The following is a 23304-nucleotide window of genomic DNA, read 5'->3' on the forward strand; positions in this document are numbered from 1 at the left end:
GCCGAAGTGTTGGCGTCGACTACCTGGGGTTCAGGCCTCGTCGAGACCTGGAATCGGCCTGAACCCCGCGGCGGTGAGGCGCTTTCCGTCGAAGACGGGGGCTTGACCGCCGAATTGCATGCGCGGGTCACTCGTCAACTTTTCCATGCCGGTGTCACGCGTGGCTTTATCGGGCCACGCGACATAGGAGATGACCACGGTGTCGTCCGGCCCGGCACCGGCAGCCGTGACGAAGCTTGGGTATTCCACTTGGGACTGCCTGGTTTCCGTTCCGTGATAGGTCTGCGCGTCGGGCCCTGCCTCGTCGATCCAGCATTCCATCACGCTGAGCGCCCCGTATTCCTTGACCACCTTCGCAGAAAGCCTGGCCAGCGCCTCGTACGCGGCCATGTTCGCGCGCGGGACTGGGGCCATGAAACAGTCGATGTAGCTCATGCTGGTTCCTTTCGCAACGGGCAAGATGTACACGGTATCGATTAGTCGCTTGGTCAATGAATTGTGCCACAACTGGCAGGGCGTAAATGATGCGCGACTGTCTGCTTTCGACCCATTGCGGACGTTACATTGGCGGGAGCTAAGGACCCGATTTCGGTGAGCGGCGGGCCAGAGCCTCACGTATATCTCGCCCCGTAGCGTCAGTTCGGTGGTCAGCACGCATCCGTGCTGTTAAGCCCATCCAGCCTGTGATATCGGGATCCGCGCCAGACTCAAGCAGCAGGCGTACCAGTCCGCTGTGCTCACCCTGCACGGCAAGCCCTAAAGGCGTTTCGCCAATCGTCGCATGGTCGTTTGCGTTGACGTCGGCTCCTTGTCGAAGGAGAACCTGTACTGCGTCGTTTTGTCCGCCTAGGACGGCGCGATGCATTGGTGTGTGGCCCATGTCATCGAATAGGTTCACATCGTATCCAGACAAGATAAGGCGCGCGATCTCTTGGAGATCCCCATCTTCGGCAGCACGATGCAAGCGCTCGGCTTCGAACCAATCGTCATGCTTGTAGGTAGTCATTGATATTCGATTCCAAGGCCTTTATCAAATCTGTCCGCTTCTGGCCGAACGCGGCCTTTGCGCTCAGCATAGCAGGTCGCCAAGGCCGAAAAATCGCAGAGTGTCACGAGGGGCCGGACCCGATCCGAAGCAGACACATGGGGCTAGTCCCATTCGATTATTTCTAGCTCGGCTTGGTCAACACTTCCGTCACTCAACATACGAAGAGCAAGGATAAAATTATCAAGTCGTGCAGGCTCAGACATCAGGTATAAAGTTGCCTCGCTAGCCACCTCTCGATCACCGAATTCGCTGAACTTCGACTGTGCCATCACGCGTAAAAAGAGCTTGGCTCCTTTGCGGAAATGCATGCGAACGTCGAGCGCACCCGATGCGTACTCTGGTCCAAATTCACCGAAACGGAGATTGAACAGCCCTCCGTAGATATGGTCCTTGAACGTGTGAAGACCTAATACGATACCGGCCAGATGCGAATGTCCAACGTAAACATCCGTTGTGAATAGCGAACGCCCATCAAAAATCTCGACGTTTAGCGTGAGCATGTCTTCATCGGACGAAAGCTTGGTAAATCTGATACCTGGCTTCATGGTGACCTTCACAAACAGCGTTCATATATGGAAGTGAATGTCCGCTCCTGGCCGAAGGCGGCCGTGCGCTCAGCATAGCAGCTCGCCAAGGCCGAAAATTGCAGACTGTCACGAAGGACAGCAACCGACCCAAAGCGGACGGTCCGCTTAATCCTCAAGCCAATGCAAGGCTTGGCTAAGGTCGTTATAGAAAACGCGGTATTCCCCCTCGCCAAATTGCCCGAAGGCGATCCGGGCCAAATAAGCCAATCGTGTATTCGGAACCAAAACAGCTTTACGGAGAGGCCGATCTTGGAACAGTTGCCTTGTTCTGTTGTCGAGTTTTTCTTGCGCCAGTGCAAGATCGACGGTAGGCGACTCCATTTCCAGTCCGTCGTAGAGTACGCGTGTGTAACCCGTATCCTGAAGCAGTTGGACTACCCGCTCGTGTGTTTCTTCAAGCATGCCTTCGGTTAATTCGCCCCTCATTCGAGCCACAACGACATTGCCAAGAGGTTCAATCCAAAGTTGAGTGTTTGGCATCTTATCCAGTTAAATTAGTTTAAAGCTCGCAATTCCACCCGCAATACCAGCGGCAACCGCTCGTTAGGTGTGACCGCTCTTGGCCGGTAGAGGTCTATCTGCGGCGGTCCGGTTTCGACACGAAGCAGACGGTCGAGTGTACTTGGTTCATGGAAACCGGATGAGGCTCGACGAGCGGAGCAGCGCGTCAGGTAACGTTGCGCTGTAAGTATCATCGTCTGCGGTGATAATCCCGGCCACCTTTAGTTTACCAAGAACCCGGCTATTGGCTTCACAGAGCAGTACCATGACTTTTCGCTTGCGTAATTCCGTAATGACTTCCTCGAGTGATTGCAGACCGGTTATGTCTATAAACGGCACGCGACCCAGCCGAAGAATAAGAACCTGCGGCATCGCATGCGTCTCCAGCAACACCCGCTCAAACCTCTCCGTTGCCCCAAAGAAAATTGGACCGGATATTTCATACACGACAACTTCGGCAGGCAGCTTGGACAGCCCTGCCGCTGCCAACTCCACCGCAATTTCGTGATGCTCAATCCCGTACGTCTCGACGCTTTCAGACATTCGGCGCAGAAACTGAAGAATGGCCAGGATCACTCCGACATTGACCGCGACAACCAGGTCCGCAAAAACCGTTAGCAGAAATGTGATGACAAGGATGGCACGATCGGCTCTTGGTGCGCGTTGCATGAGGTGGACGAAGTGCTTCACGTCGCTCATGTTCCAGGCAACGACGAACAAGATCGCGGCGAGAGCAGCCAGCGGAATACTCGACGCCAGCGGTGCCAGGAACAACAGGATGGCTATCAGGGTGACCCCATGCATGATGCCAGCAAGGGGGCTTGTGGCGCCGTTACGAATGTTGGTCGCGGTTCGTGCGATCGCCCCGGTCGCCGCAAACCCGCCAAACAACGGCGCGGCAATGTTGGCAAGCCCTTGTCCGATCAATTCCTGATTAGCGTTGTGCTTTGTTCCGCTCATCCCATCGGCCACAACAGCTGACAGCAGCGATTCGATTGAGCCAAGCATCGCGATGGTGAAGGCTGGGCCAATCAGGGTCAGGCCCTCCGACACCGAGAGCGTGGGCAGGTGAAAGACTGGCAACCCGATCGGAATGCCGCCAAAGGCGCTGCCGATTGTGGCAACACCAGGGAAGTGAAACGTCGCCTGGATGGCTGTGACTACCACCATGGCAATCAATGGTCCAGGAATACGCGTCAGATACTTGACGCGGGGCGCGACTGTCACCAGCAGCAGACTAAACACGGCAAGGATTGTCGTTGCCCAGTGAAGCTGTGGTAGTTCCCCAAGCAGGTGCCAAAGCTTTTCATGGAAGTGCTCGCCACCAACCTTCGCCAAGCCGAGGAAGTCCCGCCACTGGCCAACGAATATGATGACGCCGATACCCGAGGTAAATCCGACAATGACCGGCGCGGGAATGAATTTGATGACGCCGCCGAGTTTGGCCAGGCCCATTAAGACGAGCATACACCCCGCCATCAGGGTAGCCGTCTGCAGTCCTTCGATGCCGTACTTTGCCGTGACACCTGAAAGGATGGCGATGAACGCCCCGGTAGGCCCCGCAATCTGCACACGACTGCCGCCAAACAGTGTGACTGCCAGGCCACCTACAACGGCTGTGTAGAGACCTTGTTCAGGCCGTGCGCCCGAAGCGATAGCGAAAGCCATGGCCAGAGGCAGAGCAACAACACCGACGATGACGCCTGCCACGACGTTACTTGCCCACAGGGGCCGGGCAAATAGACCAGCCCGATAGCTCTCAAGGACCGCAATCATTTTTCCTCCAAGGTGCTCAGCCGCCTTTATCAAGGCTACCACGGCAGGACCTATGTCGCGACCGCTTCCGAGCCAAAGCAGACGGGGCGAGGACCGCAATCGGGAGAAATCGAAGTGTCATGGTCAGGCGGCGAGATCGGACGGCGGGCGGCGCCTGCACAACCGGTGTTCCAATCTAGCGGCGCCGACGCGGCCGGGCTAGCCCCACGCGTGGGCAAATGCGGTACCGGAAGAGGCGTGTAGCGCTGTCATCTTGCTGTCATATTCCTGTCTTACGCTATTGATGCCAATAACAACGACAAAGGAGGCAAGATGAACTGGCTGAACAATCTGCGCGTCACCCGCCACCTGCGGACCTCGGGCTATCGGACCGCGCTGGCGGAACTGCCGCCGGGGCTGGAGGCAGCGTGGCGGGACGGCGCATCGACCGAGTTTCCGGGCATCCCAAGGGATGCCCTTTTTTTCGTCCGCGCGGCGGAAGGGCTGCTCGGCTTCTTCGACGTCACCACGCAGGGCGGCCCCTGCGCGTTGCCCTCACTGGCGGCGGACTCGGTGTGGCACGCCTGGCTGAGGCACGATCCGGAAGGCCTCGAGCACTTTTGCCGGCGCCACTTCGGGGCCGCGGTACCGCACCTGGAGGCGGACAGGCTGGACCAGGGCGCGCTGGTCAGGACACTGGTGGTGTGCCGCACGCAGGAAGGTATTCCCGCCCACGGACCGGCGCTGCCGCGCCTGTTCACCCTGGATGCGCGGCTGCGGATGCCGCGCGGCCATGGCTACGCGACCCAGCACGGCGAGGTCACCTACACCCGGCTCGATGCGACGGGGCGCAGGCTAAGGACAGCGCCCCCCCAGCCCGAACTCTCGCTGGCGGCGCTACTGGGGGCTGGCTACATTACCGAAGAGACCCACGCGGAAGCGTTGCGCAGGCGGCAGGATGGTGGGGACGGCTATGTCGCTTCAACCAACAGCGACTGCGACAGCAGTGGAGATTGCGGGGATGGCGGCGGTGGATGCGGTGGTGGGTGCGGCGGAGGCGATTGAGCACCATAACTTGGCGTTTTTGGCAGTGTGCTCACCGATCTCACTGCCCGCTTCTGGCCGAAAGCAGCCCAGGCAGTCACGTAGTAGCGAGACGCAACTCGTAAAGCGCGATTTTTGTGGCTGAAGCCAGTGATGCCCTTCTCGCCCGAGCGGATGGAGCGCAGCGGCTCGCGCTTGCCGTAGGGCGTGAGCGCGTCGAGCGGTGTCGGCTGGCGAGACGCCATCGTCGCATTCAGCTGGGCCTGCGAACAACTGGCAAGGCAAAGCAGCGGCGCAGCGCAAGGTCTATCCGGGCATGCTGGATCCACGCTCGTCGACCTGCCGAGTATATCGGCAGGCAAGTGCGCACGAGCGGGAAGCAGGCCCGCCCGCCTCACTTCATGACGGGCGGGTAAGCCTTAATGCCGGCTCAGCTTCACCGTATCGCCATCCTTGCCGGACGCCGTCACCGTCACCGTCACGCCCTCCACCGTCACCGAGTCGCCCGCGCGCAGCGCCGCATCCTCGAAGTTCGGATCGACCGAGCCGCTACGGCGCACGGTGCGGTAGCCGCCCTTGAGCGTGCCGACCGTCATGTCGACGGTGTAGACCAGCACGCCCTCGTTGCCGGCGGCGATGCGGTCGTAGCCTTCGCTCTTGCGCGATTCCATGACAAGGATCTTGGTGCTTGATAGTGGCACCATGGCCGCCTTGGTGTCGGCGCTCTGGCGCACCAGCGGGCCGAGCGTGACCGAGGTGCCGGTGGCGTCCAGGCCGGCCTTCGGCAGGCAGGCGACCTGCTCTTCCGGCAGCCAGCCCATCAGGTAACGGTCCCAGCTGACGTTCTCGATGGCGTTGCGGCTCCAGTTCATGGCCATGACGCCCCAGTGGCCCAGGGTCTGGGTCTTGTGGTCCAGGTCTTCGTCGTAGAGGCCGAAGGCGTGGCCGGTTTCGTGGGCCATCCAGCGCCACTCATTGCCCGGGGTCAGGTACATGTCCGCGCCGCCGGTGGCGCCGTTGATCACGTAGCCGGTGGAGGTCCAGGTCGGGCCGGTGATGGCCGGGCCATAGCCCATTTTCGACATCGGCATCTGCTTCGGTACCAGGATGTAGACGGCGTCGTACTTGCTGAAGTCCACCTGGCCGTCGAGCATCGCGAAGATGTCGTTGCGGTAGGAGGTGAAATCGCCCGAGCCGTTCACCGACGTGAAGCCATACTTCGACGGGTTGAACGGCAGGCGCACCCAGTTCGGCAGGATATCGAAGTCGAAGGCCAGGCGGCCGTAGGACTGCTTGTGGTAGAAGTCGCGCACTTCGTTGGCGAGCGGCGTGAAGAAGCTGCCCGGGTCATCGGTGCCCGCCACTTCCGGGAAGTCGACCGGGATGATCAGGGAACGCACATGGCCGAAGGACGGCAGGCGGGTGCGCACTTTCGGGAAGCCGGCCGAGAGGTCGGTATGGAAGGCACGCTGCGGCGTCACGGCGTCGACCAGCTGGCATTGCGAGGTGGGCTTGAAGGCCGACACCGGCTGGGCCGCCAGCGCGCGCAGCGCGTCCTGCAGCTTCTGCACTTGCGGGCTCACGGTCGGCGCCATGTCGAGGGTAACCGCATAGATGCCGTTGGCGTTCGCGTTCTGGTCCTTGAGCGAGACGGCGCCGGTGGCCGAGACGCTGACCTGGTAGCGGTGGCGCTGCAGCGTCGTTGCCGTGCCGTTCGGTTCGACCGTATCGAACTCGTAGCTGGTGGCGGCGGCGAGCTGCTGGTACAGGCTGCCGTCCGCGTTGGCGCCGACGAAGGACCAGGCGCCATTGGCCGTCACGTTGCGCAGGAAGATGCCGGTGGCCAGCGCCACGCTGCCGGTGCTGCGCGGGTCGTACAGCCACAATTTGAGGTTGCTGCCGCCGGGGGCCGCAGCGAGGGTGGCCGGCACCGGCGGCGCGGCCGGCACGGCCGGCGGACGGGCCACCACCTGGGTGGCCAGGACCACCGGCGCTTTCGGCGCGGCCGAATTCATTGCCGGCGCGGCGGGTACGATGTCCCAGCCATTGGCGGCGGCCACGGAGCCGGCCAGCGAGGTCAGGGTCGAGCGGATGGTGCCGTTGAAGGCGGCGAGGTCGGTGGTGGCGCCAACCTGGCCCAGCATGGTGCGGACCACCGCATCGGATGCGAGCCCGGTATATCCCTGGGCCAGTATGGGTGTCACGATCTGCGCGGTGAAAGCGCTGGCGACGCTGGTCTTGTTGCCGATGATGGTCACGTCGGCGCCACCGGCGCCGGACATCAGCTGGATGGCGGCGCTGGCGCGCGTCATCAACTTCTGGTCCAGGGCATTGGCCCAGAACGCCTTGCCGCCCTCGTCAGCAGCGCGGCCGAACAGGTTGCGGTACAACGCGTCGATGAACTGGCCATTGTCGCCCGGGTAGAGCGCGGCGGATTCGGCGCTGGTGCCAAAGCTGTCGATCTCGGCGCGCAGCGCGGCGTTGCTGTCGTAGGCCCGGGCGATACCGGCGATGTCGGTCGGTGCGCCGGCGGCCAGCAGCACCTTCGCGTGCCAGTCGAGTCCGCCGACGTCGGCGGGACGTCCGAAATAGCCGACGTAGATCTGCTGGACGACGCGGTAGTAGTCCGCCGCCACGGGCGCGGCGGCGGTAACGCCGACCGACAACTGGCGCGACTGCTGCGTGCCGGTCGAGTCCTGTGACGAATTGCCGCATGCGGCGAGCAGAAGCAGGGCTAAGGGTGTTGCAATCCGGCGTGCCAGCACAAGGTCTCCATGTTCGGTATGTATGCCCGGCAGTATATCGATTGCTGTTACCAAGTGGAAACTATTGCTTCTATAACGTTGTTTGATTGCAACCGGAGCGGCAACATTTGCTTACAGCTGGCTAACAGCAGTTAACTGGCCGGCAACAGAGAATGGACGCCCCTTTCCTTTTTGCCGAGTACCTATGAAGTTTGCACACATCGCCCTGGCCGCCAGCCTGGTTTTCCTCCTGCCTGCAGCCCGCGGTATTTCCCTGACCGAATGGCGCGCCGAGGAGCTGCTGATGCAGGCGGCGGACGCGAAGAAGGAACTTGCCCTGACCGATAACCAGAACCTGTTGTGGGAGCGGAGCATGCGCAAGACGCGCGTCATCCTGCGGGCACGCAAGGAGCGGCGCGAGCTGATCGATGCGGCAGCCAGGAAGGCTGCGGCGGATCCCGTTGCCGAACTGCGGGCGCTGGCCGTGCCGCTGCAGGACGATGCGGCGCTGCTGCATGACGAGGACCGCGAATTGCGGGAGGCGTGGCTGACGGTGAACGATGCGCTCGACGACCGCCAGCGCAAGCTGGTGCTGGCGCGGTTCAGGAGTACATTGGAACGGCAACCGGGGGAGCCGGGATCGGGCAAGGGCGAAGGGCGGCCGGAGCGTGGGGGCAGGCCGGAGGGTGGTGGGCGTGGACAGGGGCCGGGTGGGATGGGTGGTGCGGGAAGCGGTGGGATCAGTATTGGGTCAGGGCGTGGGTTCTAAACTCGCTACGACCACGGCACGAAAGACCGTCGCACCGGCGAAGGCCGGTGCCCAAGCTTGCTTTTATAGCCGCGCATGCAAAATTAGGCTCCGGCCTTCGCCGGAGGTCGTCGGCGCCAGTGGCGCCTACGACGTGCTGGGGGTGCGGGACTCACGTGCAGCTTGACGCCATGCGAACTTACTTCAACCGGCAAGTCAGCGCCCAGCAACTATCCCAACGCCCGATCTTGATCTCGCGCACCGCCGTGCCGAGCCGCTTGCGCAGCGCGCTGTCGGTCGGATAGTTCTTGGGCAGTTCATGGCGATTGCCCTCCACGTCCGTGAAATTCGCCCAGGTGTTGCCCTGTGCATCGGTACGCGCAACCGTCGGGCTCACCCCTTCGACGTATTCGTCGTCGATCAGCACCAGCAAGGTGTTCGAGCCGATCCGGGCGCGCAGGCCGGCCAGGAAAGCGTCCTGGTCTTCGCGCTTCAGGTGCGACCACAGGAAGCCTGCGAACACGGCCGTGAATTTGCCGAGGTCGGTCGGCAGATTGAGCGCATCGACCACGCGGTACTGGACATTCTCCAGCCCTTCCCCGTGCCCGCGCGCGACGGCCAGCATCTCTTCGCTGATGTCGGTGGCCAGTACCGACTCGGCCGATTCGGCCAGTACGTCGGTCCAGTAGCCGGTGCCGCAGCCCAGTTCGAGCACGGTGTGCCCGCGCATCAGCTCGGCCACCTGTTCGGCCACGTCGTCCAGGTCATCCTGGCGGTCCTCGTCGCTCTCGTCGTGGAACTGGCTGTCGTAGTGTTCCGCGATGGTCGAGAAGAAGCTGGCGACTGGATTGGTATTCATTGGTGGTTCCTTGTTCATATTACAGTTCGTAATTCTCGCCGCCGCGCATGGCCGACTCGACCATCTTGCGGGTGAGCGTCGGCGCCAGCAGTTCGATGAAAGTATAAATGTAGCTGCGCAGGTAGGCGCCCTGCTTGACCGCCACGCGCGAGATGTTCATGCCGAACAGCTGGCCGACGGGAATGGCGCGCAGGTTGCGGTCGCGTTCCGGGTCGAAGGCCATGCCGGCGATGATACCCACGCCCATGCCCAGCTCCACGTAGGTCTTGATGACGTCGGCGTCGATGGCTTCCAGCAGCACGTCCGGCTTCAGGCTGCGCAGGCCGAAGGCGTGGTCGATCTTGCTGCGGCCGGCAAAGGCCGCATCATAGGTAATGACGGGATAGCTGGCAATTTCTTCCAGCGACACCGCGCGCGAGCGGGTCAGCGGGTGGTCGTGCGGCACCACCAGCACGTGTTCCCACTGGTAGCAAGGCAAGGTGATCAGGCCGTCGATGGCGGCGATCGATTCGGTGGCGATGGCCAGGTCGGCCTGGTCGTTCTTGACCATGTCCGCGATCTGCTTCGGGTTGCCTTGCAATAAAGACAAGCGCACCTTCGGGTATTTCTGCATGAAGGCCTGCACCACCTTCGGCAGCATGTAGCGGGCTTGCGTGTGGGTGGTGGCGATGGTGAAGCTGCCGCTGTCGTGGGCCGCGTATTCCTTGCCGATGCGTTTCAGGCTTTCGATCTCCTGCATGATCAGTTCCACCGACTGCAGCACCAGCCGCCCCGGCTCGGTCAGCCCGCGGATGCGCTTGCCGTGGCGGGTGAAGATGTCCACGCCCAGCTCTTCCTCGAGCTCGATGATGGCTTTCGAGACCCCGGGCTGGGAGGTGAACAGCGACTTGGCCGCATCGGTCAGGTTGTAGTTCTGGCGGACGGCTTCGCGCACGAAGCGCAGCTGGTGGAGATTCATGTAGGGGGTCGTGTTCTTGTAAATGTGGCAGCAGACGACATTTTAAGATGCTTATTCAAGTTACGCATATAAGCAAATGAATTCTCCGTAGTTTGGAATATAAGCACCGGTCCGTACACTTGGCCCTACATTTAACGGGTGGACAATGTTTGTCGGGGTTCTGGCAGCGTTCACCGCCAAGGACGAGACCATGTACCGCTACGACCACTACGACCATCTCATCGTGCGCGAACGCATCGCGCAGTACCGCAGCCAGGTGGAACGCCGCCTGTCCGGTGAGCTGCTTGAAGAAGAATTCCTGCCACTGCGCCTCCAGAACGGCCTGTACATGCAGCGCCACGCCTACATGCTGCGCGTCGCCGTGCCCTACGGCCTGCTGTCCTCGGCACAGGTGCGCATGTTCGCCCATATTGCCCGCAAGTATGATCGCGGGTATGGCCATTTCACCACCCGCCAGAACATCCAGTACAACTGGATTGAGCTGGAGCAAACGCCAAGCATCCTGGAAGACCTGGCATCGGTCGAGATGCACGCCATCCAGACGTCGGGCAATTGCATCCGCAACATCACCACCGACGAATTCGCCGGCGTCGCGGCGGACGAGATCATCGATCCGCGCCCCTTTGCCGAAATCCTGCGCCAGTGGAGCACCTTCCACCCGGAATTCATGGCCCTGCCCCGCAAATTCAAGGTCGCCATCAATGGCGCCGTGGAAGACCGCGCCGCGATCGCCATCCATGACATCGGCCTGACCCTCGTGCACAACGAAGCGGGCGAAGTCGGCTTCAAGTTCATGGCCGGCGGCGGCATGGGCCGCACCCCGATCCTGGGTTCGGTCATCCGCGAATTCCTGCCGTGGCGCCACCTGCTGACCTATACCGAAGCCGTGATGCGCGTGTACAACCAGTTCGGCCGCCGCGACAACAAGTACAAGGCCCGCATCAAGATCCTGCTCAAAGCCCTGGGCGTGGAGGAATTCACCCGCCTGGTAGAAGCCGAGTGGGTCGACCTGAAGGATGGTCCGGAAACCCTGACCCAGGAAGAGTTCGACCGCGTCGCGGCCTGGTTCCAGCCGCACGGCTATGCCCAGCTGGAAGATTCCGATCCGACTGCCGCCCATCCGGATAACCGGGCCTTCGCCAACTGGCTCAACCGCAACGTGAAACCGCACAAGGTGCCGGGCTACGCCGCCGTGGTGCTGTCGCTGAAGAAAACCGGCGTGCCGCCGGGCGACGCCACCGCCGAGCAAATGGATTTCGTGGCCGACCTGGCCGACAAGTACAGCTATGGCGAGGTGCGCGTGACCCACGAGCAGAACCTGGTGCTGGCCGACGTCGAGCAAAGCCGCCTGTTCGAATTGTGGCAACTGGTGAAGGCCAAGGGCCTGGCGACGCCGAACATCGGCCTGCTGACCGACATGATCGCCTGCCCAGGCGGCGATTTCTGCTCGCTGGCCAATGCCAAGTCGCTCCCGATCGCCGCGGCCATTGCCGAGCGCTTCGACAACCTGGACTTCCAGCACGACATCGGCGAGATCGAACTGAACATCTCGGGCTGCATCAACGCCTGCGGCCACCACCACGTGGGCGCCATCGGCATCCTGGGCGTGGACAAGGACGGCAGCGAATGGTACCAGGTGTCGATCGGCGGCTCGCAAGGCAACCGTTCGGCCATCGGCAAGATCATCGGGCCGTCGTTCTCGGCCCTGCAGATGCCGGAAGTGGTCGGCCGCCTGCTGGAAGTGTACGTGCGCGAACGCTTCGAGGGCGAGCGCTTCGTCGATACCGCCCAGCGCCTGGGCATCGCGCCCTTCAAGGAACACGTCTATGCCACGCCGATCACGGCGGGCGCACTGGTTGGAGAAGACCACTATGCCTAATTTCATCCTGCACAAGCAGATCATCAAGGGCCGTGAAGTGGTCGACGACGACTGGAGCGTGCTGCGCCTGGTCGAAGGCGAGACGCCGGACGCAGTCGCCGTGCCGGAAGGCAAAGTCATCGTGCCGCTCGCCGTGTGGCAAGCCCAGCGCGACGTGCTGGCGCAGCGCGCCCAGGTCGGCCTCTGGTTCGCGCCGGACGAACAGGCTGCCGACGTCAAGGACGAGCTCGGCCGCTTCGCCGTCATCGCCATCGACTTCCCCAAGTTTTCGGACGGCCGCGGCTACTCGATCGCTTTCAATTTGCGCAAGCGCCTGGGCTACAGCGGCGAGCTCCGCGCCATCGGCGACGTGCTGCGCGACCAGCTGTGGCCGCTGTCGCGGGTCGGCTTCGACGCCTATGCCACCCGCCAGGACCGCAGCATCCACGACGCACTGAAGGGCCTGACCGTGTTCTCCGAGACTTACCAGGCTTCGGTCGACCAGCCGGAGCCGCTGTTCCGCCGGGCGCCGCGCGGCACGCCGCCCGAGCATACGGACCTCGGCGCGGGCATCTGAGGCGAGCATCATGAGCGACCTGCACCACCGCGTCGAAGAAACCCAAGCCATCCTGGCGCGCATCGCCCGCGACTTCTCGCCCGCCGTATTCGCGTCCAGCCTGGCGGCCGAAGACATGGTCCTTACCGACCTGATCCTGAAAGCGCAGCTGCCGATCGGGATCTTCTCGCTCGAGACCGGCCGCCTGCATGCCGAAACCTTGGCCATGCTGGACCGTGTGCGCGAGACCTACGGTCATGAGATCGCTCTGTTCCGCCCGCAGCCGGATGCCGTGGACGCCTACGTGGCCCGGAACGGCCTGAACGCCTTCTACGACAGCGTGGAGATGCGCAAGGAATGCTGCCGCATCCGCAAGGTCGAGCCGCTGGGCCGCGCCCTGGCCGGCAAGCAGGCCTGGATCACCGGCCAGCGCCGTGCGCAATCGACCACCCGCGCCGAACTGGCGGTGCAGGAATTCGACGCCGGGCACGAACTGCAGAAGTTCAATCCGCTGGCGGACTGGTCGGAAGAAAACATCTGGGAATACCTGCGCGCGCACCAGGTGCCCTACAACGCCCTGCACGACCGCGGCTACCCGTCGATCGGCTGTGAGCCCTGCACCCGCGCGGTCCAGCCGGGCGAGGATGTGCGCGCCGGGCGCTGGTGGTGGGAGAACCCCGAATCGAAGGAATGCGGCCTGCACCTGGTCGACGGCAAACTTATTCGCATCAAATCCGTGGCCGCGTAAGCCGGTCCACCAAAGGCAAAACGACATGACGACAGTATTCGACAACCCGGGCGTCCTCACCGACGTGAACGCGCGCCACCTCGACGCCCTCGAATCCGAGGCCATCCACATCCTGCGCGAAGTGGCGGCGGAGTGCAGCAACCCTGCCCTGCTGTTCTCGGGTGGCAAGGACTCGGTCGTGCTGCTGCGCCTGGCCGAGAAGGCTTTCCGCCCGGGTAAATTCCCCTTCCCACTGGTGCACATCGACACCGGCCACAATTTCGATGAAGTCATCAGCTTCCGCGACGCCCGCGTGGCGGAACTGGGCGAGCGCCTGATCGTCGGCTCGGTCGAAGCGTCGATCGGGCGCGGCACGGTGCGCCTGCGTAATCCGGCGACGGACTCGCGCAACGCGGCCCAGGCCGTGACCCTGCTGGAAACCATCGCCGAACACGGTTTTGATGCCTGCATCGGCGGCGCCCGCCGCGACGAAGAAAAAGCCCGCGCCAAGGAACGCATCTTTTCCTTCCGCGACGAGTTCGGCCAGTGGGACCCGAAGGCCCAGCGTCCGGAGCTGTGGGACCTGTATAACACCCGGGTGCATCCGGGCGAGAACATGCGCGTGTTCCCGATCTCCAACTGGACCGAGCTGGACGTGTGGCAGTACATCGCGCGCGAAAAGCTGGCGCTGCCGCCAATCTACTTTGCGCACGAGCGCCAGGTGATCCCGCGCAACGGCCTGCTGGTGCCGCTCACCCCGCTCACCCCGGCGCGCGCGGGCGAAACGGTCGAAACCCGCACCGTGCGCTTCCGGACCGTGGGCGACATTTCCTGCACCTGCCCGGTAGCCTCCAGCGCTTCGACGGTGGAACACATCATCGCCGAAACTGCCGTCACCGACGTGACCGAACGCGGCGCGACCCGGATGGACGACCAGACCTCCGAAGCCTCGATGGAAAAACGCAAGAAGCAAGGATATTTCTGATGAACGCCCGCATTGACCCCACCCTTGACAACCTCCATCAAAGCGGCATGCTCCGCTTCATCACCGCCGGTTCCGTCGACGACGGCAAGAGCACCCTGATCGGCCGCCTGCTGTACGACAGCAAGGGCATCTTCGCCGACCAGCTGGCCGCCGTCTCGCGCTCCAAGCACAAGCGCACCGTGGGCGACACCATCGACCTGTCGCTGCTGACCGACGGCCTGGAAGCCGAGCGCGAACAGGGCATCACCATCGACGTCGCCTACCGCTACTTCGCCACCCCGAAGCGCAAGTTCATCATCGCCGACACTCCCGGCCACGAGCAGTACACCCGCAATATGGTCACCGGCGCCTCGACCGCCGACGCCGTCATCATCCTGGTCGACGTCTCCAAGGTGAAGCTCGGCGACGATGGCTCGGTGGAGCTGCTGGTGCAGACCAAGCGCCACTCGACCATCGCCAAGCTGCTGCAGATCGAGCACGTGATCGTGGCCGTCAACAAGATGGACCTGGTGAACTACGACCAGTCCGTGTATGACCGCATCGTGGGCGCCTACAACGAGTTCGCGGCCTCGCTCGGCCTGAAGGACGTCACCGCCATCCCGCTGTCGGCCCTGAGCGGCGACAACGTGGTCACCAGTTCGGCCAACATGGCCTGGTACGACGGCCCGACCCTGATCGACCTGCTCGAAGGCCTGTCGGTCTACGACGAGTCGCACGCCGCGCCCTTCCGCTTCCCGGTGCAGCTGGTGGCGCGCCACAACGGCCACGAAGCCAACGACTTCCGCGGCTACATGGGCCGCATCGAATCGGGTAAGGTGGCACGGGGCGACAAGCTGGTGGTGCAGCCTTCGGGCCAGCAAGCCACGGTGAAGGACATCGTGACCTTCGACGGTTCGCTCGAATCGGCATCCGCCGGCCAGTCGGTGACCCTGCTGCTGAATGAATACCTGGACATCTCGCGCGGCGACCTGCTGGCAGGGGCCGACCAGCCGGCCACCCAGCTCAAGCAGGTGGTGGCGGACGTATGCTGGATGTCGGACGAACCGCTGGATGTGCGCCGCAAGTACTGGATCAAGCACGGTACCCGCCAGACCGGCGCCAAGGTCACGAAGGTGGACAGCATCCTGGACGTCAACACCCAGCAGCGCCACGCCGCCGATGGCTTGAAGCTGAACGACATCGCGCGCATTGGCCTCACTGTGCAGCAGCCGCTGGCGGCCGACGCCTACGACGACAACCGCGCCACCGGCGCCTTCATCCTGATCGATGAAGTCACCCACCAGACCGTCGCAGCGGGTATGATCCGGCTGAAACAAGCTTAGAAAGGATCGTATGCCGGAACTGGGGAAAGTCTATCTGGTAGGAGCCGGCCCCGGTGCCGCAGACCTGATCACCGTACGCGGCGCGCGCCTGCTGGCGCAGGCCGACGTCGTGCTCTACGACGCCCTGGTCACCCCCGACATGCTCGACCTGTGCCCCCAGGCCAAACTCATCTCCGTCGGCAAGCGCTCGGGCCAGCGCTCGATGGCGCAAACCATCATCAACGAGCAGCTGCTGGAATGCGCCACGAAGTTCAAGCTGATCGTGCGCCTGAAAGGCGGCGACCCGATGCTGTTCGGCCGCGCCGACGAAGAACTGCGCGCGCTCGAAGGCGCGGGCGTGGAAGTCGAAATCGTCCCCGGGATCACCACGGCGGTCGCTGCGGCGGCGGCGAGCAAGCAGCCGCTGACCAAGCGCGGCGTGGCGCGCAGCGTGGCCTTCTTTACCTCGAGTACGGCGCCGGACCATCCGGAGCATCCTGCGCTGCCGAAAACCGATACGCTGGTGCAGTACATGGGCGGGCGCGAAGCTGCGGCCACCGCGCAGCGCCTGCTGGCCGAGGGACGGCGCCCGGAATTGCCGGTGGTGGTGGTGGAAAACTGCAGCCGGGCCGACGAGCGCATCTTGCGCCTGACCTTATCCGACCTGGCGCACGGCCTGGAGCCGGGACACGGCCCGGTGCTGGTCATGCTGGGCGAGGCGCTCGCCAAACGCGAACACCAGTAGGGTGGGCGGCTTCGCCGCCCGCGCATTCAAACAGTGGGTGCATCACACGTTCATGTTCCGCATACGGTAGCTGAAGGCGCGGCCGGCATAGCCGGCCACCCTACATCCACGGCGCGTACTCGATCCCATTCTGGATCGCCCCGATCACCTGCGCCTGGTTCTCCGCACTCTCGCTGAACAAGGCCAGCACCTGCTCGCGCGGCGTGTGCAGCTCGGCCAGCGCCTTGATCCAGTAATCCCGCCCTGCCCCTTCCGCCGCGCGGTGCAGCACGTTGTTGTACAACAGCTCCACGAACGTGGTGTCGCTCGCCCTGCCACCATACAGCTGCGCGAATTCGGCGCTGCCCGTAAAGCCCGCGGCCACCTGCTCCAGCGCCACGCCGGCATCCATCATCGCGATCCAGTAGCCCACGCCCTGCTTGTCCGGGGCGCGGTTGAAGGCGGCCTTGTACAGGCGGTAGGCCTGGCCGGCGGTGCCGTCGATGTCCAGCGCCAGCGAGACGTCGCTGAATTCGATGCGCTCGACGTTCACCAGCGTATCCACGCCGCTGCTGCCGACGTGGTCGATCACGGTCGCGGCGCCGGCGTCGCGCAGCACCGTGAAGTGGCTGCGCAGGCCGGCGTAGCTGACCGTATCGACGCCGCCCAGGGCGTCCACGCGCTCGCTGCCGGCGCCGCCCACCAGCAGGTTGCCGCTGTCGCTGATCCAGCCGGTGCCCCCGGCATCGTCCATGCCGCCCGCCAGCACGCGCGCCTCGACCTGCACCGCGCCGTTGGCCGCGGTGTCGATCCACGCGGCCGCGAAGCCGCCGTTGGCCAATGCGGTGAGCGCAGGAGCCGCCTGGTCGCCGGCGCGCGCTTCGTTGATCGTGAACTCGCGCAGGTCGAGTGGATTACCGCCGGCATCGAAGCGGCGCCCGAACACGCCGTTGCCGTCGAAGTCGCCCGTGGCCGACTGCCAGGCCACGACGAAGCCGCCGGTGTCCAGCGCCGTGACGGAGGCGTCGTAGCGCCCGCCGCCGCTGTCGCTATTGGCCTGCGTGAGCGCCCCCACCTTGTTGCCGGCGGCATCGAAGCGCTGGAAGAAGATGTCGCTGATCGTGAAGCCGTAGGGTTCGTTGGCGTAGCTGTCCCAGGCCACCACGTAGCCGCCGTCCTGCAGCGCGGCGATGTCCGGCAGCGGCGCCGCCGTGGCGAGGCTGGCCGCGAGGCCGTCGCCGCTGACCACGCTTGCTGCGCCGCCCTGCTGCGCGGCGTAGACATTGCCGTCGCCGATTTCGCCCCAGGCCACGGTGTAGCCGCTGCCAGTGGCCGCGATGCTTGGGCTGAATGCGGTGCCAAGCGCGCCGTAGACCTGCTCGGCGCCGACCGGGTTGCCGATCGCGTCGAGCACCCGCACGTGGACCTGGCCGCCGGCGCGCCAGGCGATGGCGAAGGAGCCGTCGCGCAGCGCGACCACGTCCGGCATCGCCGCATCGGCTGCTGGCGCCGTGTCGGCCAGCAGCTGGGCGCCGGTAGTGCCGTTGACGTCGGCGATCTTGCAGGCGATGCGCGGCTGGCCGCCTACGCTGGTGGTGTAGGCGGTGACGAAGCGCCCACCACTCAGCGCCGCAACCGATGGGCTGCCTTCCGGGATGCCGTCGCTCGACGGGGTGATGGCGAAGGCGGCGCCGCGGGCCTTGCCGCCGGCGTCCGTCACGCGCGCCCAGATGGCGCTGTCCGCACCCTGCCAGACGGCCGCGAAGCCGCCGTCTGGCAGCGTGGCCAGCGCCGGACTGGCGGCGCCGCTGCCGGCTCCCAGGGTGGTGTCGGCGCCGAAACCCTGCAGCTCGCGCGTGCTGCCTGCTTCCACCGTGTAGACCAGGGTCTCGGCGACGCCCTTGCCGGGCAGCGGGTTGCCGTTGCTGTCGATCTGGTAGCGGTCGTAGTAATGGGCGGTGACGGTGACCGGGCTGCCGGCCGCCGGCATCAGGGCCGCGTTGGCGAGCACCAGGCGCGCCGAGGTGTCGGTGGCCGGATTGTAGGCGATCGTGAACAGGCCCGGCACCGACTGCGCGTCGATCACCCAGCGCCCGCTCGTGAGCACGCCAAAATCGATTGGCGTGAGCGTGGCGGCGGTGTCGCCGGTGCGCAGGCTCGTCAAGAGGGTGTCGCGGTCGTCGAGGATGCCGACCGGGGCGTAATCGGTGATGCTGCTCATGGGGATCGTTCCTGATGGGGTGGCGCGCAACACGCGCTGGAGTCAGGAATAATGATGCCCTACGCCAACTTTTATGAGAAGCGAGAGAGTAAATTCTTCAAGGCAATACGACGCAAATCCAACACAAGATGACTGCCTTGCCAGCACAGTTATCAGGCAAGTTAGCTTGCCTGCAAACGACGATGCCGCCATGCCAAAGAAAAGTGGCTAGCCGAGCGAACGGACGCAGTATTCCGTCATGGCCGCCTGCACTTGCGGGTCTTCGCCAATGGCGCCGACGATCTCCAGGCGCAGCCCGGGGTGGGCGGCGCGGATGGTCTCGACGATCTGCGGCAGGTCGCGCAGCACGTGGCCGCCCTGCCCCAGGAACACCGGCAGCACGGTGACCTCGTCGACGCCGGCAAGCACCAGCGCGTCCATCGCTTCGGGCAGCCGTGGCTCCATCAGCTCGAGGAAGGCGAGCGTGACCCGCACTTCGGGCATGCGGGCCTGGGCCTGGTCGCGCAGGCGCTCGAAGGGGGCGGCCCAGGATTGGGCGCGGGCGCCGTGGGCGAACAGGACGAGTGCGCGCGCCATCAGTGCCTTTCCACCCACCACAGGGCGCCGATCGCCAGCAGCAGGAACAGCAGGCTTGGCGCGGCCGCCGTGAAGATGGCCGGCAGCGCGGTCAGCACGCCCAGGTGCGAGAACAGCGCGTTTATCAGCAGGAAGCTCACGCCGATCATGATGCCGACAAAAATCTTGAGGCTCACGCCGCCGCTGCGCGTGTGCAGGTAGGCGAAGGGCAGCGCCAGCGCCATCAGGACCATGATCGACAGCGGATCGATGATCTTCTTCCAGAACGCCACCTTGAAGCGGTCGGTCTCCTGGCGGTTCTCGGCCAGGTGGCGGGTGTAGACGGCCAGCTCGTTGGCCGACATGCGTTCCGGGTCGGAGCGCGACACCGACAGGATCTTGGGCGTGATCTCGGACGCGAGCTCGAGCGAATCGAGCTTGCGGGTGGCCACCGCGGCGGTGTCCTGGCCGAAAGTGGACTGGATCGACTGGCCCTGCGGCACCGGCGAACCGGGCGCCGGCAGCGTGCGGCTGTTGCTGAACATGGTCTCGCTCACACCGGTCAGGCGCCACATGTTGTTGCCGCTGTAAGTGCCGCCGGAGGCCGTGATGAGGGAGCGCATGCGCATGTTGGCGTCGAATTCGTACAGGCGCACGTCGACCAGCTGGCCGTCCGGGCGGATCTGGCGCACGTTGAAGAAGCGCGTGCCCACCACCGGGCCCTTGACGCCGTCCTGGTGCACGCTGTCCTTGGTCCACATGCCCGATCGGAAATCGGCCGACAGGGTGGAGCCCTTGGCCGCCAGGCGCACCCGTTCGGCCAGCGGCGCCGTGCGCGGGGTGATCAGTTCGCCGAACAGGAAGGTGATGGCGACGAACACGAGGCCAACCTTGAACAGCATGCCGGCCGCCATCCGGGTCGACATGGACGAGGCGCGCATGATGGTGAATTCCGAGCTCGATGCGAACTGCGCCATCGTGTAGATGGTGCCGATCAGTGCGGCCACCGGCATCACCTGATAGACGTTGCCGGGCACCAGCAGCAGCACGTAGATGAGCGCGTGCTGGAATTCATAGCCGCCCTTGCCGACCGACGGCAGTTCGCCGGTCAGGTCCATGAAGGAGATCAGGGCGAGGAAGGCGACCAGCACGAAGGCGACCGCCTGCGCGATACTGACCGCGAAGTAGCGTTGCAGGACTTTCATTCGGCCTCCACCTTCGCCAGCGGCGCCGGCGCGGGCAGCTGGCGCTTGTCCCTGCGGCGGCGCTTCCAGGCGCTCAGCACGGCCAGCGGATGCCAGCGGTGGTTCACGTTCAGGCGCCAGGCGAACAGCGCCAGCACGGTCAGCGCGGCGGCCAGGTGCAGCGGCCACCAGGCGACGGCGAATTCAAGCTTGCCGCGCTTGACGCTGTTTTCCATCATCTTGGCCAGGTTGTTATAGGTGAAGAAGATCAGCAGCGCCAGGATCATGTTGGCCGAACTGCCCGCGCGCGGGTTGACGAAGCCGAGCGGGATCGCCAGCAGCATCAGCACCAGGCAGACGATCGGCGCCGAGATGCGCGCCAGCAGTTCGGCGCGCGCCCACTGGTGGTTCACTTCCAGCAGCGCCGAGGTGGGCAGCGCGTTCATCGGCGTGTCGGCGCCCAGCACTGGCACCTTGGTCGCGACCCGCATCTTGTAGCGCTCGAATTCCATCGACTGGAAATCGGCCTGCCCCGGCGTGCCCTGGTAGCGCCGGCCGTTGGTGAGCACCAGGTACTGGTTGCCCTTGCCGTCGGTCTCGATCACGCCTTCCTTGGCGACGACGACCGAATTGCCCTTGTCGTCGTTGGAGTTGACGAACACGTTCTGCACCACGGTGGCGCCGGCGGTGGAGCGCTCGACAAAGAACACGCGGTCGGCGGAAGACGATTCGCGGAACTGGCCGGGCGCTACGCGCTTGAGGTCTTCGCGCTTCTCGAAGCGCTCGACGAACTCGGCGCGCTTGAGCGCGGCCCAGGGCGACACGTACAGCGACAGCGTGGCCACCAGCAGCAGGATCGGCAGGCCGAAGGTCAGCACGGGCCGGATCCAGCGCCGCAGCGACATGCCCGAGGCGAACCACACGACCATCTCGGAATCGCGGTAGCTGCGCGTGACCGCGGCCAGCACCGAAATAAAAGTGGTGAGGGTCAGGATGGTTGGCAGATAATTCAGGATTGCGAAACCGATCAGGGCAAGCACGTCGCTGGAAGCGACTTTGCCGCCGGCGGCCTTGCCGAGGACGGAAATAAGCGTCCAGGTCACGAGGATGGTGAACAGCACCGTAAAGGTGGCGCCGGCCGAACTGGCCAATTCACGTTGCAGGGCGCGTCGAAAGATCATTCAATAGATATAATTGCAGGTTAGGCACGACGGCAGGCACACAGGCCGGCAGCACGCCGCGGGAAATGCCGCGAAATCACGACACGGAGAACCAAAAATGGACTTTAGCATAAAAGCATTCGACACCAAGAACACCCTCGCCGCCGCAAAAGCCGGCGTCCTGGCAGTGGCCGTGTTCGAAAACAAGAAACTGTCGCAGGCTGCAAAAGCCCTGGATGCCGGCGGCGACATCAGCGCGGCGCTCAAGTCGGGCGATATCAGCGGCAAGGCCGGTTCGACCCTGCTGCTGCGCGGCGTTGCCGGCGTCGCCGCCGCCCGCGTGCTGCTGGTCGGCATGGGCACGGATGAAGCGGTGAGCGAAAAAGCCTTCGGCACCGCCGTCGGCGCCGCCCTGAAAGTGTTCGGCACCCTGGGCAGCCAGGATGCCATTATCGCATTCCCGGTCGCGGATGTGAAAGGCCGCGACGTCAACTGGGCGCTGCGCGCACTCGTGATCGCGGCCAACGAGACCGAGCACCGTACTGATACCCAGAAGAGCAAGAAGGATCCGGCGCCTGCCGGCGTGCGCAAGATCACCATCGCCGCCGACGCCGCGCCGCAACTCAAGGCCACGCTGGCGCAGGCGGTCGCGATCTCCAACGGCATGCAGCTGACCAAGGAACTGGGCAACCTGTCGCCGAACATCTGCACCCCGACCTACCTGGCGACCACCGCGCGCCAGCTGGCCGAGCAGTTCAAGTTCGACATCGAAGTCCTGGAGCGCAAGCAGCTGGAAGCGCTGAAGATGGGCAGCTTCCTGTCGGTCGCCAAGGGCAGCGACGAAGCGCCGAAGTTCATCGTGCTCAAGCACATGGGCGGCAACAAGAAGGATGCGCCGGTGGTCCTGGTCGGCAAGGGCATCACCTTCGATACCGGCGGCATCTCGATCAAGGCCGGTCCCGGCATGGACGAGATGAAGTACGACATGTGCGGCGCCGGATCGGTGCTGGGCACCTTCCGCGCCATCGGCGAGATGGGCCTGAAACTGAACGTCATCGGCATCGTGGCGGCCTGCGAAAACATGCCGTCGGGCCGCGCTTCCAAGCCGGGCGACATCGTGACCTCGATGAACGGTCTGACCATCGAGATCCTCAATACCGACGCCGAAGGCCGCCTGATCCTGTGCGACGCCCTCACCTACGCCGAGCGCTTCAAGCCGGCCGTCGTGGTCGATATCGCCACCCTCACCGGCGCCTGCATCGTCGCCCTGGGCCACCACACCAGCGGCCTGTTCACCCGCCACGACGACGCCAGCGACGCGCTGGCGGAAGAACTGATCGACGCCGGCAAGCAGGCCGGCGACGTGGCGTGGCGCTTCCCGCTGGGCGAGATCTACAACGACCAGCTCAAGTCGAACTTCGCCGATCTGGCCAACATCGGCACCCCGGGCGCGGCCTCGATCACGGCGGCCTGCTTCCTGGAGAACTTCACCCGCAACTACACCTGGGCGCACCTGGATATCGCGGGTACGGCGTGGAAGTCGGGCGCGGCCAAGGGCGCCACCGGACGTCCGGTGCCGCTACTGACGACTTTCCTGATGAATCGGGTGTGATGGATTTAGGGTGAAATATTCTTTCACCCTTGGCGCTTGGGCGAAATTTTATTTCACTAATGGAAACAGCCCCGCTTGCGGGGCTGTTTTGTTTTATACGTGGGTGCTCGGCGAAATTGGGTTCCCGCCTTCGCGGGAACGACGGTTTCAAAGCTAGTGAGAGAACAGCGCTAACGA

General features: G+C 64.2%; 21 protein-coding genes. 9 read left to right on the forward strand and 12 right to left on the reverse strand.

Annotation, left to right across the window (positions count from 1 at the left end; translation table 11 throughout):
- Positions 1-30 precede the first annotated feature (30 nt).
- The 5 genes from BM031_RS08730 to BM031_RS08750 all read right to left on the reverse strand — a co-directional run bounded on the left by BM031_RS08730 (position 31) and on the right by BM031_RS08750 (position 3912).
- Positions 31-435 (reverse strand): DUF1428 domain-containing protein, encoded by a 405-nt coding sequence (locus BM031_RS08730; RefSeq protein ID WP_091873913.1) that lies wholly within the window; start codon positions 433-435, stop codon positions 31-33.
- A gap of 139 nt (positions 436-574) precedes the next feature.
- Positions 575-1006: an ankyrin repeat domain-containing protein gene (locus BM031_RS08735; protein WP_091873915.1), complete on the reverse strand. Its 432-nt coding sequence runs from the start codon at positions 1004-1006 to the stop codon at positions 575-577.
- 143 nt (positions 1007-1149) lie between these two features.
- A complete protein-coding gene (locus BM031_RS08740) occupies positions 1150-1593 on the reverse strand; it encodes a hypothetical protein (RefSeq protein ID WP_143084537.1) in 444 nt (147 codons plus the stop codon).
- A gap of 147 nt (positions 1594-1740) precedes the next feature.
- On the reverse strand, positions 1741-2115 hold the full coding sequence (locus BM031_RS25000; RefSeq protein ID WP_143084538.1) for a SpoIIAA family protein: 375 nt from the start codon (positions 2113-2115) through the stop codon (positions 1741-1743).
- A gap of 147 nt (positions 2116-2262) precedes the next feature.
- On the reverse strand, positions 2263-3912 hold the full coding sequence (locus BM031_RS08750) for a SulP family inorganic anion transporter (protein ID WP_091873923.1): 1650 nt from the start codon (positions 3910-3912) through the stop codon (positions 2263-2265).
- 312 nt (positions 3913-4224) lie between these two features.
- On the opposite strand from BM031_RS08750, the gene BM031_RS08755 reads away from it, so the two are divergent.
- Complete coding sequence (locus BM031_RS08755; RefSeq protein WP_091873926.1) at positions 4225-4956, forward strand: UCP032817 domain-containing protein; 732 nt, start codon at positions 4225-4227, stop codon at positions 4954-4956.
- A gap of 398 nt (positions 4957-5354) precedes the next feature.
- On the opposite strand, the gene BM031_RS08760 is transcribed toward BM031_RS08755, so the two are convergent.
- A complete protein-coding gene (locus BM031_RS08760; protein WP_143084539.1) occupies positions 5355-7700 on the reverse strand; it encodes a DUF4214 domain-containing protein in 2346 nt (781 codons plus the stop codon).
- Between the two features lie 184 nt (positions 7701-7884).
- Here BM031_RS08760 and BM031_RS25005 point away from each other — a divergent pair, with 184 nt between their 5' ends.
- Positions 7885-8448, forward strand: a complete 564-nt coding sequence (locus BM031_RS25005; RefSeq protein WP_143084540.1) for a hypothetical protein — start codon at positions 7885-7887, stop codon at positions 8446-8448.
- Between the two features lie 178 nt (positions 8449-8626).
- Here BM031_RS25005 and BM031_RS08770 read toward each other — a convergent pair whose 3' ends face one another.
- Together BM031_RS08770 and BM031_RS08775 are read right to left on the reverse strand one after the other, a co-directional pair.
- Entirely contained in the window at positions 8627-9286 is a 660-nt protein-coding gene (locus tag BM031_RS08770; RefSeq protein ID WP_091873934.1) for a class I SAM-dependent methyltransferase, read from the reverse strand.
- Between the two features lie 19 nt (positions 9287-9305).
- Positions 9306-10244, reverse strand: coding sequence for a CysB family HTH-type transcriptional regulator (locus BM031_RS08775; protein ID WP_091873936.1), 939 nt, complete (start codon positions 10242-10244; stop codon positions 9306-9308).
- A gap of 190 nt (positions 10245-10434) precedes the next feature.
- Here BM031_RS08775 and BM031_RS08780 point away from each other — a divergent pair, with 190 nt between their 5' ends.
- The 6 genes from BM031_RS08780 to cobA are packed head-to-tail and all read left to right on the forward strand — an operon-like array spanning position 10435 to position 16416.
- Positions 10435-12123: a nitrite/sulfite reductase gene (locus tag BM031_RS08780; protein ID WP_091873939.1), complete on the forward strand. Its 1689-nt coding sequence runs from the start codon at positions 10435-10437 to the stop codon at positions 12121-12123.
- Positions 12116-12679 carry a DUF934 domain-containing protein gene (locus tag BM031_RS08785; RefSeq protein WP_091873941.1) on the forward strand — a complete coding sequence of 188 codons (564 nt, stop codon included), beginning with the start codon at positions 12116-12118 and terminating at the stop codon, positions 12677-12679. The genes BM031_RS08780 and BM031_RS08785 overlap by 8 nt, the downstream gene beginning before the upstream one ends.
- Before the next feature lie 10 nt (positions 12680-12689).
- Entirely contained in the window at positions 12690-13406 is a 717-nt protein-coding gene (locus BM031_RS08790; protein ID WP_091873944.1) for a phosphoadenylyl-sulfate reductase, read from the forward strand.
- A 25-nt stretch (positions 13407-13431) separates the two neighbouring features.
- The gene (cysD, locus tag BM031_RS08795) at positions 13432-14370 is read left to right on the forward strand and encodes a sulfate adenylyltransferase subunit CysD (protein WP_091873947.1); all 939 of its coding nucleotides are present in this window, start codon (positions 13432-13434) and stop codon (positions 14368-14370) included.
- Positions 14370-15692, forward strand: a complete 1323-nt coding sequence (locus BM031_RS08800; RefSeq protein ID WP_091873948.1) for a sulfate adenylyltransferase subunit 1 — start codon at positions 14370-14372, stop codon at positions 15690-15692. Before cysD ends, BM031_RS08800 begins: the two co-directional genes overlap by 1 nt.
- 10 nt (positions 15693-15702) lie before the next feature.
- A complete protein-coding gene (gene cobA, locus BM031_RS08805) occupies positions 15703-16416 on the forward strand; it encodes a uroporphyrinogen-III C-methyltransferase (RefSeq protein WP_091873950.1) in 714 nt (237 codons plus the stop codon).
- 100 nt (positions 16417-16516) lie between these two features.
- Here cobA and BM031_RS08810 read toward each other — a convergent pair whose 3' ends face one another.
- The 4 genes from BM031_RS08810 to lptF all read right to left on the reverse strand — a co-directional run bounded on the left by BM031_RS08810 (position 16517) and on the right by lptF (position 21536).
- Entirely contained in the window at positions 16517-18616 is a 2100-nt protein-coding gene (locus tag BM031_RS08810; protein ID WP_091873951.1) for a DUF4214 domain-containing protein, read from the reverse strand.
- Between the two features lie 207 nt (positions 18617-18823).
- Entirely contained in the window at positions 18824-19192 is a 369-nt protein-coding gene (locus BM031_RS08815; protein ID WP_091873952.1) for a sirohydrochlorin chelatase, read from the reverse strand.
- The gene (gene lptG, locus BM031_RS08820) at positions 19192-20376 is read right to left on the reverse strand and encodes an LPS export ABC transporter permease LptG (RefSeq protein WP_091873954.1); all 1185 of its coding nucleotides are present in this window, start codon (positions 20374-20376) and stop codon (positions 19192-19194) included. The genes BM031_RS08815 and lptG overlap by 1 nt, the downstream gene beginning before the upstream one ends.
- A complete protein-coding gene (lptF, locus tag BM031_RS08825; protein WP_091873955.1) occupies positions 20373-21536 on the reverse strand; it encodes an LPS export ABC transporter permease LptF in 1164 nt (387 codons plus the stop codon). The genes lptG and lptF overlap by 4 nt, the downstream gene beginning before the upstream one ends.
- Before the next feature lie 97 nt (positions 21537-21633).
- Here lptF and BM031_RS08830 point away from each other — a divergent pair, with 97 nt between their 5' ends.
- Positions 21634-23127: a leucyl aminopeptidase gene (locus BM031_RS08830; protein WP_091873957.1), complete on the forward strand. Its 1494-nt coding sequence runs from the start codon at positions 21634-21636 to the stop codon at positions 23125-23127.
- Positions 23128-23304 lie beyond the last annotated feature (177 nt).

Source organism: Massilia yuzhufengensis (assembly GCF_900112225.1).
GTDB lineage: Bacteria > Pseudomonadota > Gammaproteobacteria > Burkholderiales > Burkholderiaceae_D > Telluria > Telluria yuzhufengensis.